Origin of the sequence: Pseudomonas sp. EL_65y_Pfl1_R83, assembly GCF_963970695.1 — a bacterium.
Lineage (GTDB): Bacteria > Pseudomonadota > Gammaproteobacteria > Pseudomonadales > Pseudomonadaceae > Aquipseudomonas > Aquipseudomonas tritici.
In genome coordinates this window covers 49,081-63,648 of record NZ_CAXAQI010000010.1, presented here as the reverse complement: position 1 = coordinate 63,648, position 14,568 = coordinate 49,081, and the positions used below count along the sequence as shown (strand labels likewise).

Sequence of the window (14,568 nt, the reverse complement as noted above, 5' to 3'; positions counted from 1 at the left end):
GACAGTTGAAGTGAGTGGCGCATGGATTTAGGGATCGATCGACAAGCCCTTGTACCGGTGGTGCAGCAAATCATCAGCGCAGTGGCGCAGTGGATTCGCAACAGTGGGGCGAGCCCCGGCACACGCTTGCCGTCCATTCGACAGGTGGCCCTCGATAACCTGCTCAGCCAGTCCAGCGTGATCGAGGCGTTCGAGCGGATGGTCGCCCAGGGCGTACTGGTGTCGAAGCACGGCTCGGGGTTTGTGGTCGCGCAGCCGTCCGGCTTGCATGAGGGCCAATGGTACGAAGGCGCAGAGCGGGAATGGGGGCCGTTCGTCGATAACCCAATGGGTGAGCTGAAACTGGGCTGCGGCTGGTTGCCGGATGCCTGGCGCGAAAGCGATGACATCAGCTATGCGATTCGTGAAGTCACGCGTACCGACACCGCCGGTCTGTTCAATTACAGCACCCCATTGGGTTTGCTGGCGCTGCGCGAACAACTGCTCAAGCGACTGACCCAGGTTCACATTGCCACCCACCTTGACCGCATTCTCACCACGGCAGGCGCCAGCCATGCACAGGACTTGCTGATCCGCACGTTGCTCAAGGCTGGCGATTGCGTGGTGGTCGAAACGCCGGGGTACGGCAACCTCTATCGGCAGCTGGCTTTCCACGGCGTGCAACTGCTGCAAGTGCCGCGCACCCAAGGAGGCCCGGACCTTTCGGCGCTGGAAGCATTGCTGCAGCGGCATCGGCCCAAGTGCCTGTTCATCAACAGCCTGTATCACAACCCCACCGGCACCAGCCTGAGCCGCACAGTGGCTGAACGTTTGCTGGAACTGGCGCACCGCGAGAACTTCCTGATCATTGAAGAGGATGTTTTAGGCGACCTGCAACCTGCCACTTGCACGCGGCTGTCGGCGTTTCCCCATGATGACCGTGTGATCTATGTCGCGAGCTTTTCCAAGACCCTGAGCAGTGCCCTGCGCGTGGGGTATCTCAGTGCCAGCACGGTGATTATCGCGCAACTGGCCAGCCTCAAGACCATGACCGGGTTTGGCACCTCGCGATTTGCCGAGGCGGTGGTGGCCACGCTGCTGGCTAATGGCACCTATCGCAAGTGTGTGCAGCGCCTGCGCAAGCGACTGCGTGCGCAAATGGCCGCTACGTTGCAGGTACTGGAGGACGAGGAGTGGGAGGTGTTCGCCAAACCCGCTGGCGGTATGTTCCTGTGGGCACGGCCAGGGGTGGGGGATCGGTCACGAGTGCAGGGGTGTGCCCGGCGGTTCGGTGTCCTGTTATCGCCGGGGGCGCTGTTCAGTCCAACCGGCGAACCCAGCGACTGGCTGCGCATCAATGTGGCCTATGCGGCCGATCAACGAGCCTTGGCGTTGTTCCGCGCCATGGGGCCTGCCAGATCGACCTCGACCATCCTGAAAACGACGAGCGTGTAGCTTTTTGCCATTATTGTGGCGCCAACGCCTTGTGTTCAATGCCTTGTGGTTGCGAATCTCGCCTGAGTTAACCGGGCTTTATGGCATCTGCCATTGCAAGAGGATCCAAGTGCAATGATTTCGGCCGTGCAACGACATTTCGCCAACCTCGGTATGGCAAAGAAACTGGGCTTGGGCTTCATGCTGGTATTGCTGCTGACCGCGTTGGTCGCGGCCATCGGCGTGTGGTCCCTGCAATCCGTTGGACAGCGTTTCGAAGGCCTCAAGGCCATGTCTTCGCTCAATAGCGGCCTGCTCAAGGTGCGCCTGATCGAGCAGGACTACGCATTGCATGCCGACCCCAAGGCCGTCGATGCCCTGCATGAAAGTGTCGATACCTTGGCAGCGCTCGCGGCCAGCCTCAAGGCTCAATCGCCCGCCAACGTGCCGGTGATGACCGATGTCGAGCAAGCCTTGGCGCAATACCGCAAGGCATTCGATGAGTTTGTCGAATTGACCCAGACCAAGGACTTGGCCCTGGAAATGGCCAGTTGGTCGGTGTCCAGCGTGGCGAACAACCTAGACGTCTTGCAGGCCGGGCTGGCAGATGACGGTGCCTATGGCCTGAAGGAAAGCCAGGGCAAGGAGGGCGCTGAGTTTATCGAGCAGGCGGGACAGGTCAGCCAAGTCTCACGCTTGATGTTGCAAGCCATGAACGAAGCCCATGTGCGTCTGGATCAGAGCCGCAAAGTGAGCGAGGAAGACACCGAGCAGGGCAAGATCGAGCAGGCCGACCAGGCCCTGGCGCAGGTTGAGCAACTGAAGACCTCGGTAAAGGACTCGGGCTACCAGACCGTGCTCAACGAAGTCTCCGGGCATATTGCCGCGTTCACTGAAAAGCTCGGCGAATACACCGGCCTGCTGGCGCAGGAGAAAGTGGTCTACAAACAGTTGCATGATCGGGCGGAGCAAGTGGTCAGCCGGGTCAACCAGGCTTACAGCGCCGAAGATCAGTCGATGCAGGCGCAGTTAAAGAAAAGCGCAGGGCTGATCATCGGTTCTTCGGCCCTGGCACTGCTGGTAGGTTTGATTGCGGCGTGGGTGATAACCCGATTGATCGTCGCGCCGCTGCGCAGTGTGATCGCCGTGGCCCAGCAGATCGCCGCCGGCGACTTGAGCGGGCGCATGGACGTCAGTCGTCGCGATGAAATCGGCCAGTTGATGCAGGCGATGCAGCAGATGGGCAGTGGCTTGAGCCAAATGGTCAGCGGCCTGCAAGCCGGTATCGAACAACTGGCCAGCTCGGCGCATTCATTGTCCAGCGTCACCGAGCAGACCAATATCGAAGTCAGCAGCCAAAAAGAAGAAACCGAACAGGTTGCCACGGCGATGAACCAGATGACCGCCACCGTGCACGACGTGGCGCGCAATGCCGAAGAGGCCGCGCAAGCCGCGCAGACGGCGGATGACAAAGTCGACAGTGGCCAACGGGTGGTGCGCCAAAGCCTGCAGCGCATCGAATTACTGGCCACCTCCAGCACCAGTGCCAGCACCAGCATCGAGAGCCTGAGCGCAGAGATCCAGCATATAGGCACCGTGTTGAGCGTCATCAAAAGCGTGGCTGAACAGACCAACCTGCTGGCCCTTAACGCCGCCATCGAAGCCGCCCGCGCGGGCGAACAGGGGCGGGGGTTTGCGGTGGTCGCCGATGAGGTGCGCGCGTTGGCCCAGCGCACCCAGCAATCCACGGAAGAAATCGAGCGGTTGGTCAGTACCTTGCGCAGTGCGGCGCAGTCGTCCGTGCAGCAGATCCAGCAAAGCGGCGAGCTGGTGAAGCTGGCAGTGAGCGATGCGCTGGAAACCGAAAGCGCCCTGGGCAGCATCGCGGCGGCGGTGTCGTTGATCCAGCAGATGAACCAGCAGATTGCCGCTGCGGCTGAGGAACAAAGCTCTGTGGCCGAAGAGATCAACCGCAGCGTCACCAGTATCCGTGCCAGTGCGGATCAGTCGGCGCTGAGCATGCAGGGCAACGCTGCGTCGAGTATTCAACTGGCGCAGTTGGGGGCGGAGCTCAAGGGCATGGTGGGGCATTTTCGCCTGTGATCGCAGCGTGTTGGCTGCGATCACTGGGTAGGGCGGTCAGGCGTGGTTGGCCAGGAAGGTCAGCAGCGCTTCGTTGACGAAGTCCGGATGTTCCCTCGCACTGATATGGCCGGCCTGCGGAATCAGGATCAGGCTGCAGCCGATCAGACCGGCCATCTCCTCGGACTCGGCGGGAGGGCGCGGTTTGTCCTGTTCGCCACACATTACCAACGTAGTGTTGGCCTCCAGGCGTGGCAACTGCGCCAGCACATCCTCGCGACTGAAGATCAACCGGCCCAGGGGCACGATGCTGCGCAGCAGGCGCTCTTTGGAGTAACCCTGCAATTGCTTGCGGAAATCCTGGTACAGCGCTGATTCGCGATCGATGCCTGGGCGGAAGAAGATCGGAGTAATAACATCCAGCAAAGGTTCGGGGATGGCGCCGGCGTCTTCGATCATCTTGAACAGCGAGAAATAGTACTGGCGCGTGGCCTCGGGCTCGGCGCCGAGGTAGGTGTCCATCAGCACCAGGCTGTTGACCCGCTCGGGTGCGAGCAACGCCAGCCGCGCACCCCACATGCCACCGACCGAGAGACCCACCAGGTTGATGTGTGAAATGTCCAACTGGTCCAGCAGGGCCAGGGCCTGGCGTGCGAGGTCGTCGAGGGAATGGGTTTGCGCCGGCAGCGGGCCGGACTCGCCATGGCCCCACAGCTCGGGCACGATCACGCGGTACTGTTGCGACAGGGCTTCGACCTGCGGCGACCACATGTCGCGGTCCCACAGGTAGCTTGAGCCCAGCAGGACGACGGGGCCGCAGCCCTGGTCGACGTAGTGCAGCGGTTGTCCATCAATGACGGCGACAGGCATAGCAGGCCTCTGACTTCACGGAGTGAGGGGCACTTTTTTACGCTAGTCGAGGGGCGGGGGATAGATGCAAAGTGATGGCATGTGGCGAACAGCGTTCGCCACATGGAGAGGGGCCAATCAGTCGTAGATGGCTTTTTTCTTCCATTCCGCGTCGGCGTCGACCACTTTGAGGCCTTCGGTCAATTCGTTGACCTCGTCTTGGGCAGGCTTGCTGTTGGTCAGTACCGTGGAGTTGGCGCGGACCAGTTGGGCTTCCAGTTGTTGCAGCTGTGCGCTGTAGATCGCCGGCTCCGGTTGTTTGCGCAGGTACTGCACGCCACGTTCGAATGCCAGGCGCGCCTGGCCCGGCTGGCTTTGCTGCAAAGCGTGCTGGCCGAGGTTGTTGAAGAACTCGATATGCAGCAACACCAGGATATGGCGGATTTCCTTGATCCAGTGCTTGGCCTCGTTGGTCGACAGGAAGCCGTCCTGAGCAGCGCGGGTGACCTGGCCGTGCAGGGCTTCAAGCAGGAAACGCACGTCCTTGGCCTTGGCTTCGGTCTGGATCGGCGCGGGCGGGTTGCTCACCGGGATCGATTCACCCTGAGCCACCAGCGCATTCAGCTCGGCGATGCGGGCCTTGATCGGTGCGCTGGTCTTGTTGAGGTTCAACAGCCGCTGGTTAACGTTGAGCTCCAGTCGGGTCAGCAACAGTTTGAGCGCCGGGGTCATCAACTGGCCAGGAAAGGTCTCGGTGATTTCACCGCAGCGGCGCAGCCGATCATTGAGTTCGATTTCGCTACGTTTCTTTTCCAGCTTGTTGTTTTCCACCACGTGGTTCATATAGCCAATGGCAATCAGTATGGCGATAACGGCTATTACCAACAGGGTGATCATGAGTGGTGTCACCGGTGTGACCTCTTTATAGGGTTTACAGTGGAGTGTAGTGACTGGGCGTTCCGGCGGATAGAACTGATCGACCAGTTGCCCAGGTAGTTTGCTTCTATATAGATAGGCGTTCCCTGCATGGATGCACATTGCCATCATTTTCCGGAGTGAACTATAGCGTCTTGTCGGGCGCCAGAATATAGGCGCCAAAGCCCGAACACGCATAACGCCTGCACAAGTCCGGAAAGCAGGGCGAAGTCATTGATTTAAATAAATTTATCCTTGGGGGTTGACGACCTTTCAATCCATCCATAGAATGCGCGCCACTTACAGCGTAAAGCACACAGCGAAACGCGGTAGGGAGTGAATGTTGTACGTGTGTCCCCTTCGTCTAGTGGCCTAGGACACCGCCCTTTCACGGCGGTAACAGGGGTTCGAGTCCCCTAGGGGACGCCAATATGCGGGAATAGCTCAGTTGGTAGAGCACGACCTTGCCAAGGTCGGGGTCGCGAGTTCGAGTCTCGTTTCCCGCTCCAAATTTAAGCAGTGTTGCTCTCGGGCGACACTGAGTGAAACCAGGGCATGATCTTCGGATTTAATCTCTGGGCACTGAAATACACACCATGTATTTCAGTAGCGTGTCCCCTTCGTCTAGTGGCCTAGGACACCGCCCTTTCACGGCGGTAACAGGGGTTCGAGTCCCCTAGGGGACGCCATTTGCGGGAATAGCTCAGTTGGTAGAGCACGACCTTGCCAAGGTCGGGGTCGCGAGTTCGAGTCTCGTTTCCCGCTCCATATTCAACGAAAACGCCGGTCAGAGATGATCGGCGTTTTTGTGTGTGTCGATTTTTTATTCCTGAGTGTGCAGCCAGGCCGCCCGGTGGCGTCCACCACGATATCCAGGCCATGGAGCAGCAACAGGTCGCGCCACCCAAAGGGAGCCAGGCGTGTACAGGCACGTTCTACAGCGTTGAGCAGAGACATCCCGATTCGTCCGACAGAGTCAGAGGGCAGGGTACGCAAGAGGATTCAGCGTGGTAACTGACCGAACCGCTAGGTCAGCGCCAAAAGGACCCGCCAGGTTGACGGGTCCGGCGAGGGTCAGAGCTTCGGCAACTGCCCGATACGGGCCATCATTTCTGTGACAATCTGCAAGTCCAGCAAGAACTGGTCGACGGTCTTGAACTCATTGTCGGTGTGCCCGGTGTACTTTACTTCCGGCCGCGCCAGGCCGAATTGCACGCCGTTCGGCAGTTCGTGCACGGACGTTGCGCCGGCCGAGGTACCGAACTTGTGCTCCATGCCGAGATTTTCGCTGGCCACTGCCAAGAGTGCTTTCACCCATTCACCTTCCGGGTTGCGGAACATCGGTTCGGCCACCGAGTAGGTAAAGTCCACGTCAACCTTGGTTTTCCTGTCCCAGGCGCTCAACTTTTCGGCGATTTCTGCCTTGAGTTTCTCCGGGGATTTGCCCTTCGGCACACGCAGGTTCACCGCCAGTTTGAAGGCTTTGTCATCCAGGCCAACAAAGGTCAGCGAGGTGGTCAGCGGCCCCATGAATTCGTCAGAGAAGCCCACGCCCAGCTTGCCGCCGAGGTAGTCCAGGCCCCAGTTGTCAGACGCATAACGTGCGGCATCGGTAATGTGGTTGTGCTTGAGTGCGATTTTGCCGTCGATGCTGTGGATCAGTTCCAGCATGCGCGATACCGGGTTGATGCCGGACTCCGGCTCGGACGAGTGAGCCGAAACACCAGTGACTGTCAGCTTGACGTCTTTACCGTCGACCTTGGTGGCGACCTCGAAATCACCGCCGTTACGCTTGGCATATTCAGTGCCGGCCTTTTGCAGGCTGGCGGCCAATTCGGCAGGTTTGTCGCTGACAAACGTTGCAACCGAAGCCGACGGGATTTGGTTAGTCGCCATGCCGCCGGTCATCGAGATGATTTCCGCGCCTTTGCCTTCAGGCTTGCGACGCGGGAAGGTTGCCATCACCGTGCCGTAGCCTTTCTCGGCAATCACCACCGGGTAGCCGCCATCCAGCGCGAGGTTGTATTGCGGCGTCGGGTTCTTTTCAAAGTAATACGGAATTGCGTCGCCGGAGGTTTCTTCGGTGGTGTCCACCAGCAGCTTGAAGTTACGCGCCAGCGCCAGCTTCTCTTCCTTGATGACCTTCATGGCATACAGGGCTACCACAATGGCGTTTTTGTCATCCTCGGTGCCACGGCCGTACATGCGGTCGCCGATCAGCGTGACCTTGAACGGATCTAGCTTGGTGCCGTCTTTCAGCACCCAGTTTTCCGGCGTTACCGGTACCACATCGGCGTGGGCATGGATGCCGACCACCTCATCGCCGCTGCCTTCCAGAGAAATTTCGTACACACGATTGTCGATATTGCGGAAATTCAGGTTGAAGGCCTTGGCGAGGTCTTGGATCTTGCCGGCGATCTTGATGAATTCCGGATTTTTATACTGCGGTAGACCGTCCACATTGAAGGTCGGAATTTCCACTAGTTCGCGCAGGGTTTCGGTGGCGGCCTTGCCGTACTTCACCCGCGTATAGATGCCCAGCAGCCGATTGATTTCGTTCTGCTGGTCGGCGCTCAGGGTTTTGTTGTCGAGAAAGGCATTGATCGCCGGGCCCACATCGCTGGTCTTGCCAAGGTCGCCGTTGCCCAGGGCACCGAGGAAACCACGAAAATCAGTGACGGAGGTTTCGCTGAAACTCTTGAGAATCGCCGTGCTTTGGTCGGGGGTGATAGTGGCGAAAGCTGGGCCAGAGATGGCCGATAGGCTCGCCGCGAACAGGGTGGCAGCCGCCAGTTGCTTGAGTGGAAAGTGCATGGAGGGACGCATTCCTTTGCTGGTAGTCAGTAGAAGATTTCTGATCGAAGTGTCAGAAATATTTCCACACACTACCACCTCCTTTTTCCATGGGCGAGGGGGTCGAACGGACCTGTAGAAGCAGGCTTGCCGGCAATGGTCGTCAACGACGACGCGAATTGACCGGCTAACCGACGTGCCTGGGCTATTTGCAGTTGCACGCGCACTTGCGGAATATAGGCGTCTTCTCAGTCGATTTCGTAGCGAACGCAGAGCGCGCCCTTTTTCTCCGACACGGCCAGGATGGTCACCTGGCCCAACTCGCTCAATGTCTGCACATGAGTACCGCCGCAGGCATACGCGGGTAATTCGCCGAAGCCGACTTCGCGAGTGCCGTCTTTGAGGCTCATATGGCGTGGGGAGTCCGCAGCGATCCATTGGTTGACCTGCTGTTGAATCGCCGCGGCCTCCATGACCTGCGCAGTTTCACCACGGATAAAGGTGATCTTGCCTTCGCCTGGCCAGTGATGGGCCTTGATCGGGATCCAACCCAAGGTCTCGCCCACGTTGCCGATCAAGTGCCCGGCGGAATGCAGCCGGGTGTGCAGCGCGCGGCGTTGTTCATCGACCCGCGCGGTGATCGGGCCCGGTTCCAGTGGCCGGTCGACGTAGTGCACTACGCGATCGGCTTCCTGGGTGACGCGCAGTACAGTGCTGTCACCGAGCCAGCCGGTATCGAAGGGTTGTCCGCCGCCCTGGGGGTGAAAAATGGTCGAGTGCAGGATGACTGCAAACTGGTCCTCGTGCGGGGTGCAACCCAGTACTTCAAGCTCGGCAGTCAGGTGGTCGTGGGTGAAAAACAGGCGCTCGGTCATTATCTACATCCGTATCAGGGTTCTACCGACAGTATAAATAGTGCGCAAATGGGTGATAATCCGCCAAATCGTCAATGGACCTGTGCACCATGAGCATCAATCTACCTTTGCCGCTGCTGGGCGAAATGGCGATTTTCGTCAATGTGGTGGAGGCCGGCAGCTTCTCCGAAGCCGCTCGGCAGATGGGCGCTTCACCCTCCTCGGTGAGCCGCAGCATCTCGCGCCTGGAGAGAGCCCTGGCGACTCGGTTGCTGCAACGTACCACACGCAAATTGCGCTTGAGCGAGGGTGGGGAAGAGGTGTTCAAGCGCTGCCAGGAAATGGTCAGCGCGGCGCGTTCGGTGATGGAGATCAGCGGCCAGTTCACCCATGAAGCCGAAGGGCTGGTGCGGGTCAGCGTGCCCAAGGCGGTGGGGCGGTTTGTGGTGCACCCGCACATGCCGGAGTTCCTGCGGCGTTATCCCAAGGTAGATGTGCAGTTGATCCTCGAGGACCGGCCGGTGGACCTGATTGATGACAATATCGACTTGAGTATTCGCATCACCGACAGCCCGCCGCCGGGGTTGGTGGGCCGGCAGTTACTGCCTATCGAGCATTTGTTGTGCGCGACACCGCAGTACCTGGACGAGCACGGTACGCCGGGCCACCCTCATGATTTGTTGGAGCACAGTTGCATCTATCTGGGGGAAACGCCGGGGGATTCTCGCTGGAGACTCCGCCAGGCCGGCAAGGCAGTGACGGTTGCCGTGCGCGGGCGTTATGCGGCGAACCATACCGGTGTGCGCTTGGATGCGGTGTTGCAGCATGTAGGGATTGGCAGCTTGCCGTATTTCACGGCGCGCCATGCCTTGGAAGAGGGGCGGTTGGTGCAGGTGTTGGCGGGGTGGGACTTTATTGCGTCCTATCATGGCGAGGCGTGGTTGCTGCATTCACCCACGCGGTATCTGCCACCGAAGTTGCGGGTGTTTATCGATTATCTGGTGGAGTGTATGGCAAAGGAGCCGACACTGCGTCGTCGGTAGATGTGGGAGCTGGCTAGCCTGCGATGGCATCTCCTCGGCTCAACTGCAGACCGAGTTGCCTGCATCGCAGGCAAGCCAGCTCCCACAGGAATCAGTGCTTGCTCTGGTCTTGCGGCATGGCCAGCAGCTGTTTTTCGCGGTTCCAGTCGAACGGCTCGTCGTTTTGTTCGGCTTCGAAGCGACGTTCTTCCAGGGCCTGGTACAGGTCCAGTTCTTCGTCTGGCATAAAGTGCAGGCAGTCACCGCCAAAGAACCACAGCAGGTCGCGCGGCACCAAGTGGGCAATTTGTGGGTAGCGCAGGATGACTTGGCTCATCAGGTCCTGGCCCAGGTACTGGCTTTCGATCGGATCAATCGGCAGCTGGGCGCGCAATTCGTCAAAACGCTCCAGAAAAAGCGTATGGCTTTCCTCGGGCACCTGATCGGCTTCGCCGACGGCAACCAGGATGCTGCGCAAGTGGTCGAGCAAGACGAGATGATCGGCAACGATGTTGGACACGAGATAAGTCCTCTAAAGCAAAAACGGGCGCGAGAGTATATAGCTCTCACGCCCGTATTTATATGACCGCTGGGGTCAGCGGACTTTACCCTCGGCCTGGGTCAGCTCTTCCTTGCTGAAATCATCCACGTCGATGACCTTGCGCCGTGCCGCTTCGGCATCACGCAAAGATTGCGCCTCGGCCGGTTGCAATACCCCGGCGTGCAGCGCCGCGTCGATGGCATGTTCCCCGGCAGCCGGTTTGACCTGGCCGCTTTTTAACGCGGTGTGCAGTTTTTTCTGCAGTGGATGGCTCGCGCCGAGCAGGTCGTAGGCATGCTGCAGGGCACCCACTGGGTCTTCCGCCGATTGCGGGCGGTAGCAGCCAGCGAGCAGTTCTTCCAGGGTTGGGTCGCCTTTGGCACGGCCGATTACTGCGGCCACTTCGGCATCCAGTGCATCGGACGGACCGGTATGGCGACGGCCGAACGGGAACACGATCACCCGCAGCAGGCAGCCCAGGACCCTGTTCGGGAAGTTGCTCAGCAGTTCATCCAATGCCCGCTCCGACTCGCCGAGGCTCTCTTCCATGGCCCAGGTGAACAGCGGTTGCAGATGATCCGGTGAATCGAGGTCGTGATAACGCTTGAGTGCGGCCGAGGCCAGGTACATATGGCTCAGTACATCACCCAGGCGTGCCGACAGGCGTTCGCGGCGCTTCAACTCGCCACCCAGCAGCATCATGCTCAGGTCGGCCAGCAGCGCGAACGCGGCAGCCTGACGGTTCAATGCGCGGAAATACCCCTGGCTCAAACGGTTGCCCGGCGCTTTCTCGAAATGACCTACGCCGAGGTTCAGCACCAGGGTGCTGGCGGCGTTGCTCACGGCGAAACCTATATGTTGCATCAGCAGGCTGTCGAATTCCTTCAGCGCCTGGTCATGGTCTTCGCGACCGGCCAGGGCCATTTCCTTGAGCACGAACGGATGGCAACGGATGGCGCCTTGGCCGAAGATCATCAGGTTGCGCGAGAGGATGTTCGCGCCTTCCACGGTGATGAAGATCGGCGCGCCTTGCCAGCTGCGGCCCAGGTAATTGTTCGGGCCCATGATGATGCCCTTGCCACCGTGCACGTCCATGGCGTGGCTGATGCACTCGCGGCCACGTTCGGTGAGGTGGTACTTGAGGATCGCCGACAGTACCGAAGGTTTCTCCCCCAGGTCCACGGCATTAGCGGTCAGCATGCGCGCGCTGTCCATCAGCCAGGCGTTGCCACCGATGCGGGCCAGGGCTTCCTGGATACCTTCGAAGGCCGACAATGGCACGTTGAACTGTTCGCGCACCTGCGCATATTGGCCGGTCACCAGACTGGTGAACTTGGCGGCGCCGGTCCCGACGGCGGGCAGTGAAATCGAACGGCCCACCGACAGGCAGTTCATCAGCATCATCCAGCCCTTGCCGAGCATTTCCTGGCCGCCGATGAGGTACTCCAGGGGAATGAACACATCCTTGCCGGAGTTGGGGCCGTTCATGAAGGCGGCGCCGAGGGGGAGGTGGCGGCGGCCGATTTCCACGCCGGGGGTGTCGGTCGGGATCAGCGCCAGGCTGATGCCCAGGTCTTCTTCTTCACCCAGCAGGTGGTCTGGGTCATGGGCCTTGAAGGCCAAGCCCAGCAGGGTCGCGACCGGGCCGAGGGTGATGTAGCGTTTTTCCCAGTTCAAGCGCAGGCCGAGGGTTTCCTTGCCTTCCCATTCACCCTTGCAGATCACGCCGGTGTCGGGCATGGCGCCAGCGTCGGAACCCGCCAGCGGGCCGGTCAACGCAAAGCAAGGGATGTCATCGCCACGGGCCAGGCGCGGCAGGTAATGGTTACGTTGTTCGTCGGTGCCGTAGTGCAGCAGCAGTTCGGCCGGGCCGAGGGAGTTGGGCACCATCACGGTGGACGCAAGGTCGCCGCTGCGGGTGGCGAGTTTCATCGCGACTTGGGAGTGGGCATAAGCCGAGAAGCCCTTGCCGCCATATTCCTTGGGAATGATCAGCGCGAAAAAGCCGTGGGTCTTGATGTGTTCCCAGGCAGCCGGCGGCAAGTCCATGGCCTGGCCGATTTCCCAATCGCTGACCATGGCGCAGAGTTCTTCGGTCGGGCCGTCGATAAACGCCTGTTCTTCTTCGGTCAGTTGGACCTTGGGATAGGCCAGCAACTTGTCCCAGTCAGGGCGACCACTGAACAGCTCGCCGTCCCACCACACCGTGCCGGCTTCGATGGCGTCGCGCTCGGTTTCGGACATCGGCGGCAGGACTTTCTGGAACCAGCTGAACAGCGGCTTGGTGAAGTATTGGCGGCGCAGATCGGGTAGCAACAGCGGCGCGGCCACAACCGCGATCAACACCCAGAAGATCAGTAGCAGCCAACCCGGTGCGTGGCTCCAGGCGCCCATCGCCAGCAAGTACACGGCGACCACGCCCAGAGCGGGCAGGGGGGCGACGCGGCGGTGTGCGAGGTAGGCAATGCCGACCACCAGCACCAGTATCCACAACAACAGCATATTCAATCCTCCGTGAAACCAGGGGCGAAACCATCAGGGAGCTTAGTCGGCATCCGAGCAAGCGGGGTGATCAGGGTGTAACGAGATTTGGCCGATTCGTCGTTAACTCCACCGCAGGCCTGTGGTTAGACTCCAGGCTTCCTTCGGAGATAACACTCATGGATACGTACCTGAGTTCCAGCCGCTTCATCGATAGTGACCACCCTGCGGTGGTGGAGTTCGCCGAAAAACATCGCGGAACTCGTGCGAATTTAAGTGACCAGGCAGTCAGCCTTTACTACGCCGTGCGTGAGGCGATTCGCTACAACCCCTACACCTTCAGTCGCGATCCTGACACATTAAGTGCCAGCTTCGCCCTGTCCACCGGCGAAAGCTACTGCGTGCCCAAGGCCACGTTGCTCGCGGCCTGTGCCCGCCACTGCGGCATCCCGGCGCGCATCGGCCTGGCGGACGTGCGCAATCACTTGTCGACCCCGCGCCTGCTCGCCTTGCTCAAAAGTGACGTGTTTGCCATGCACGGTTATACCGAGCTCTACCTAAATGATCGCTGGGTCAAAGCCACGCCCGCGTTCAACAGGCAACTGTGCGATGTGTTCGACGTGCCGCCGCTGGATTTTGACGGGATCAACGACAGCGTTTTCCACGCTTTCAACCGCCAGGGCCAGCGTTCAATGGAGTACGTGGTCGACCATGGGCAATTCCCTGACGTACCCGAGGCGTTTTTTTTCGCCCATATCCAGCGGTGTTACCCGCACCTGTTTGCCGAGGATATGCCGCCCCTGCTTGGCGATATGCACAGCGATTTGAGCCGCGCCTGAACCGGCGTATGCTGCTGCGTTCATCCAGCCATGTTCATCAACAATGAAGGCGCGGTCATGCTGAAAATCTGGGGGCGTAAAAATTCATCAAACGTCAGGAAAGCGCTGTGGTGCGCCGAGGAGCTCGGCCTGGGCTATGAGGCAATTGATGCGGGCGGCGCTTTTGGTGTAGTCGACACACCGCAATACCGAGCGTTGAACCCCAACGGTCGGGTGCCGATGATCGAAGACGGCGACTTTGTGCTGTGGGAATCCAACACCATCGTGCGCTACCTCTGCGCCAAACAGGCGTCCAACTGGTACCCGAGTGACTTGAAAGCCCGCGCCAACGCGGAGAAGTGGATGGACTGGACCACTTCCACTTTCGCCGAACCCTTCAAGATCGTGTTCTGGGGCGTGCTGCGCACCCCGGCCGAAAAACAGAACTGGGACAGCATCCACGCCGGGCGCCAAACCTGTATCGATGTGCTCAAGACCGTTGACGAGGCGCTCGCCGCGCAGCCGTATCTGTCGGGCAATGAGATCGGCATGGGCGATATCCCCTTGGGAAGTTTCATCTACGCCTGGTTTGAAATGCCCATCGAACGGCCTGAAATGCCCCATCTAGAGGCCTGGTACCAGCGCCTGCAAAAACGGCCGGCCTACCGCAAAGCGGTCATGACCGCGTTGACTTAATACTGACTATTAATACAGGTGACTGTACTTGTGCCGCGCGGGCAAGCACCATGCCCGCCATGCATCGTGGGTTGAACTACCTGCGCTGCGCCCTCATCTACTCT

The 14,568-nt window shown here is 59.8% G+C and carries 11 protein-coding genes, 4 tRNA genes and 1 pseudogene; 10 read left to right on the top strand and 6 right to left on the bottom strand.

All coding sequences use genetic code 11. From position 1 onward, the window contains the following. The first annotated feature begins 21 nt into the window (after positions 1-21). The 3 genes and pseudogenes from AACY08_RS15930 (at position 22) to AACY08_RS30535 (ending at position 3,516) form a co-directional block, all read left to right on the top strand. Positions 22-1,434, top strand: a complete 1,413-nt coding sequence (locus tag AACY08_RS15930; protein ID WP_339470323.1) for an aminotransferase-like domain-containing protein — start codon at positions 22-24, stop codon at positions 1,432-1,434. A gap of 114 nt (positions 1,435-1,548) precedes the next feature. Continuing rightward, positions 1,549-2,655, top strand: a pseudogene (locus tag AACY08_RS30540) (HAMP domain-containing protein); the annotation flags it as partial. Then, positions 2,635-3,516 (top strand): methyl-accepting chemotaxis protein, encoded by an 882-nt coding sequence (locus AACY08_RS30535; RefSeq protein WP_445261446.1) that lies wholly within the window; start codon positions 2,635-2,637, stop codon positions 3,514-3,516. The pseudogene AACY08_RS30540 and the gene AACY08_RS30535, both read left to right, overlap by 21 nt. Positions 3,517-3,552: 36 nt before the next feature. Here the strand turns inward: AACY08_RS30535 and AACY08_RS15920 are convergent, their stop codons facing one another. Together AACY08_RS15920 and AACY08_RS15915 are read right to left on the bottom strand one after the other, a co-directional pair. Further along, positions 3,553-4,365, bottom strand: coding sequence for an alpha/beta fold hydrolase (locus tag AACY08_RS15920; RefSeq protein ID WP_339470320.1), 813 nt, complete (start codon positions 4,363-4,365; stop codon positions 3,553-3,555). A 117-nt stretch (positions 4,366-4,482) separates the two neighbouring features. After that, positions 4,483-5,253 (bottom strand): hypothetical protein, encoded by a 771-nt coding sequence (locus AACY08_RS15915; RefSeq protein WP_339470319.1) that lies wholly within the window; start codon positions 5,251-5,253, stop codon positions 4,483-4,485. A gap of 359 nt (positions 5,254-5,612) precedes the next feature. On the opposite strand from AACY08_RS15915, the gene AACY08_RS15910 reads away from it, so the two are divergent. The 4 genes from AACY08_RS15910 to AACY08_RS15895 all read left to right on the top strand — a co-directional run bounded on the left by AACY08_RS15910 (position 5,613) and on the right by AACY08_RS15895 (position 6,027). After that, positions 5,613-5,688, top strand: a tRNA-Glu gene (locus tag AACY08_RS15910). A gap of 4 nt (positions 5,689-5,692) precedes the next feature. Beyond that, positions 5,693-5,768: transfer RNA gene (locus tag AACY08_RS15905), tRNA-Gly, on the top strand. A gap of 104 nt (positions 5,769-5,872) precedes the next feature. Beyond that, a tRNA-Glu gene (locus tag AACY08_RS15900) sits at positions 5,873-5,948 on the top strand. 3 nt (positions 5,949-5,951) lie between these two features. Next, positions 5,952-6,027: transfer RNA gene (locus AACY08_RS15895), tRNA-Gly, on the top strand. A 306-nt stretch (positions 6,028-6,333) separates the two neighbouring features. On the opposite strand, the gene AACY08_RS15890 is transcribed toward AACY08_RS15895, so the two are convergent. Together AACY08_RS15890 and AACY08_RS15885 are read right to left on the bottom strand one after the other, a co-directional pair. Next, positions 6,334-8,073: a dipeptidase gene (locus tag AACY08_RS15890; RefSeq protein WP_339470318.1), complete on the bottom strand. Its 1,740-nt coding sequence runs from the start codon at positions 8,071-8,073 to the stop codon at positions 6,334-6,336. 227 nt (positions 8,074-8,300) lie between these two features. Further along, positions 8,301-8,927, bottom strand: coding sequence for an alanyl-tRNA editing protein (locus tag AACY08_RS15885; RefSeq protein ID WP_339470317.1), 627 nt, complete (start codon positions 8,925-8,927; stop codon positions 8,301-8,303). An 89-nt stretch (positions 8,928-9,016) separates the two neighbouring features. On the opposite strand from AACY08_RS15885, the gene AACY08_RS15880 reads away from it, so the two are divergent. Beyond that, positions 9,017-9,949, top strand: coding sequence for a LysR family transcriptional regulator (locus AACY08_RS15880; RefSeq protein ID WP_339470316.1), 933 nt, complete (start codon positions 9,017-9,019; stop codon positions 9,947-9,949). A 91-nt stretch (positions 9,950-10,040) separates the two neighbouring features. On the opposite strand, the gene AACY08_RS15875 is transcribed toward AACY08_RS15880, so the two are convergent. Both AACY08_RS15875 and AACY08_RS15870 read right to left on the bottom strand, forming a co-directional pair. Then, on the bottom strand, positions 10,041-10,448 hold the full coding sequence (locus AACY08_RS15875; RefSeq protein WP_339470314.1) for a PA2817 family protein: 408 nt from the start codon (positions 10,446-10,448) through the stop codon (positions 10,041-10,043). Between the two features lie 75 nt (positions 10,449-10,523). Further along, complete coding sequence (locus AACY08_RS15870) at positions 10,524-12,971, bottom strand: acyl-CoA dehydrogenase (protein WP_339414641.1); 2,448 nt, start codon at positions 12,969-12,971, stop codon at positions 10,524-10,526. Between the two features lie 158 nt (positions 12,972-13,129). On the opposite strand from AACY08_RS15870, the gene AACY08_RS15865 reads away from it, so the two are divergent. Both AACY08_RS15865 and AACY08_RS15860 read left to right on the top strand, forming a co-directional pair. Further along, the gene (locus tag AACY08_RS15865; protein ID WP_339470313.1) at positions 13,130-13,789 is read left to right on the top strand and encodes a transglutaminase-like domain-containing protein; all 660 of its coding nucleotides are present in this window, start codon (positions 13,130-13,132) and stop codon (positions 13,787-13,789) included. A gap of 57 nt (positions 13,790-13,846) precedes the next feature. Then, the gene (locus tag AACY08_RS15860) at positions 13,847-14,464 is read left to right on the top strand and encodes a glutathione S-transferase family protein (RefSeq protein ID WP_339470311.1); all 618 of its coding nucleotides are present in this window, start codon (positions 13,847-13,849) and stop codon (positions 14,462-14,464) included. Positions 14,465-14,568 lie beyond the last annotated feature (104 nt).

What these genes read in the sequence shown, in the direction of transcription:
- AACY08_RS15930 (WP_339470323.1), top strand. Translation starts at nt 22, where the DNA reads ATGGATTTAGGGATCGATCGACAAGCCCTTGTACCGGTGGTGCAGCAA.
- AACY08_RS30535 (WP_445261446.1), top strand. Translation starts at nt 2,635, where the DNA reads ATGCAGGCGATGCAGCAGATGGGCAGTGGCTTGAGCCAAATGGTCAGC.
- AACY08_RS15920 (WP_339470320.1), bottom strand. Translation starts at nt 4,365, where the DNA reads ATGCCTGTCGCCGTCATTGATGGACAACCGCTGCACTACGTCGACCAG.
- AACY08_RS15890 (WP_339470318.1), bottom strand. Translation starts at nt 8,073, where the DNA reads ATGCACTTTCCACTCAAGCAACTGGCGGCTGCCACCCTGTTCGCGGCG.
- AACY08_RS15885 (WP_339470317.1), bottom strand. Translation starts at nt 8,927, where the DNA reads ATGACCGAGCGCCTGTTTTTCACCCACGACCACCTGACTGCCGAGCTT.
- AACY08_RS15880 (WP_339470316.1), top strand. Translation starts at nt 9,017, where the DNA reads ATGAGCATCAATCTACCTTTGCCGCTGCTGGGCGAAATGGCGATTTTC.
- AACY08_RS15870 (WP_339414641.1), bottom strand. Translation starts at nt 12,971, where the DNA reads ATGCTGTTGTTGTGGATACTGGTGCTGGTGGTCGGCATTGCCTACCTC.
- AACY08_RS15865 (WP_339470313.1), top strand. Translation starts at nt 13,130, where the DNA reads ATGGATACGTACCTGAGTTCCAGCCGCTTCATCGATAGTGACCACCCT.
- AACY08_RS15860 (WP_339470311.1), top strand. Translation starts at nt 13,847, where the DNA reads ATGCTGAAAATCTGGGGGCGTAAAAATTCATCAAACGTCAGGAAAGCG.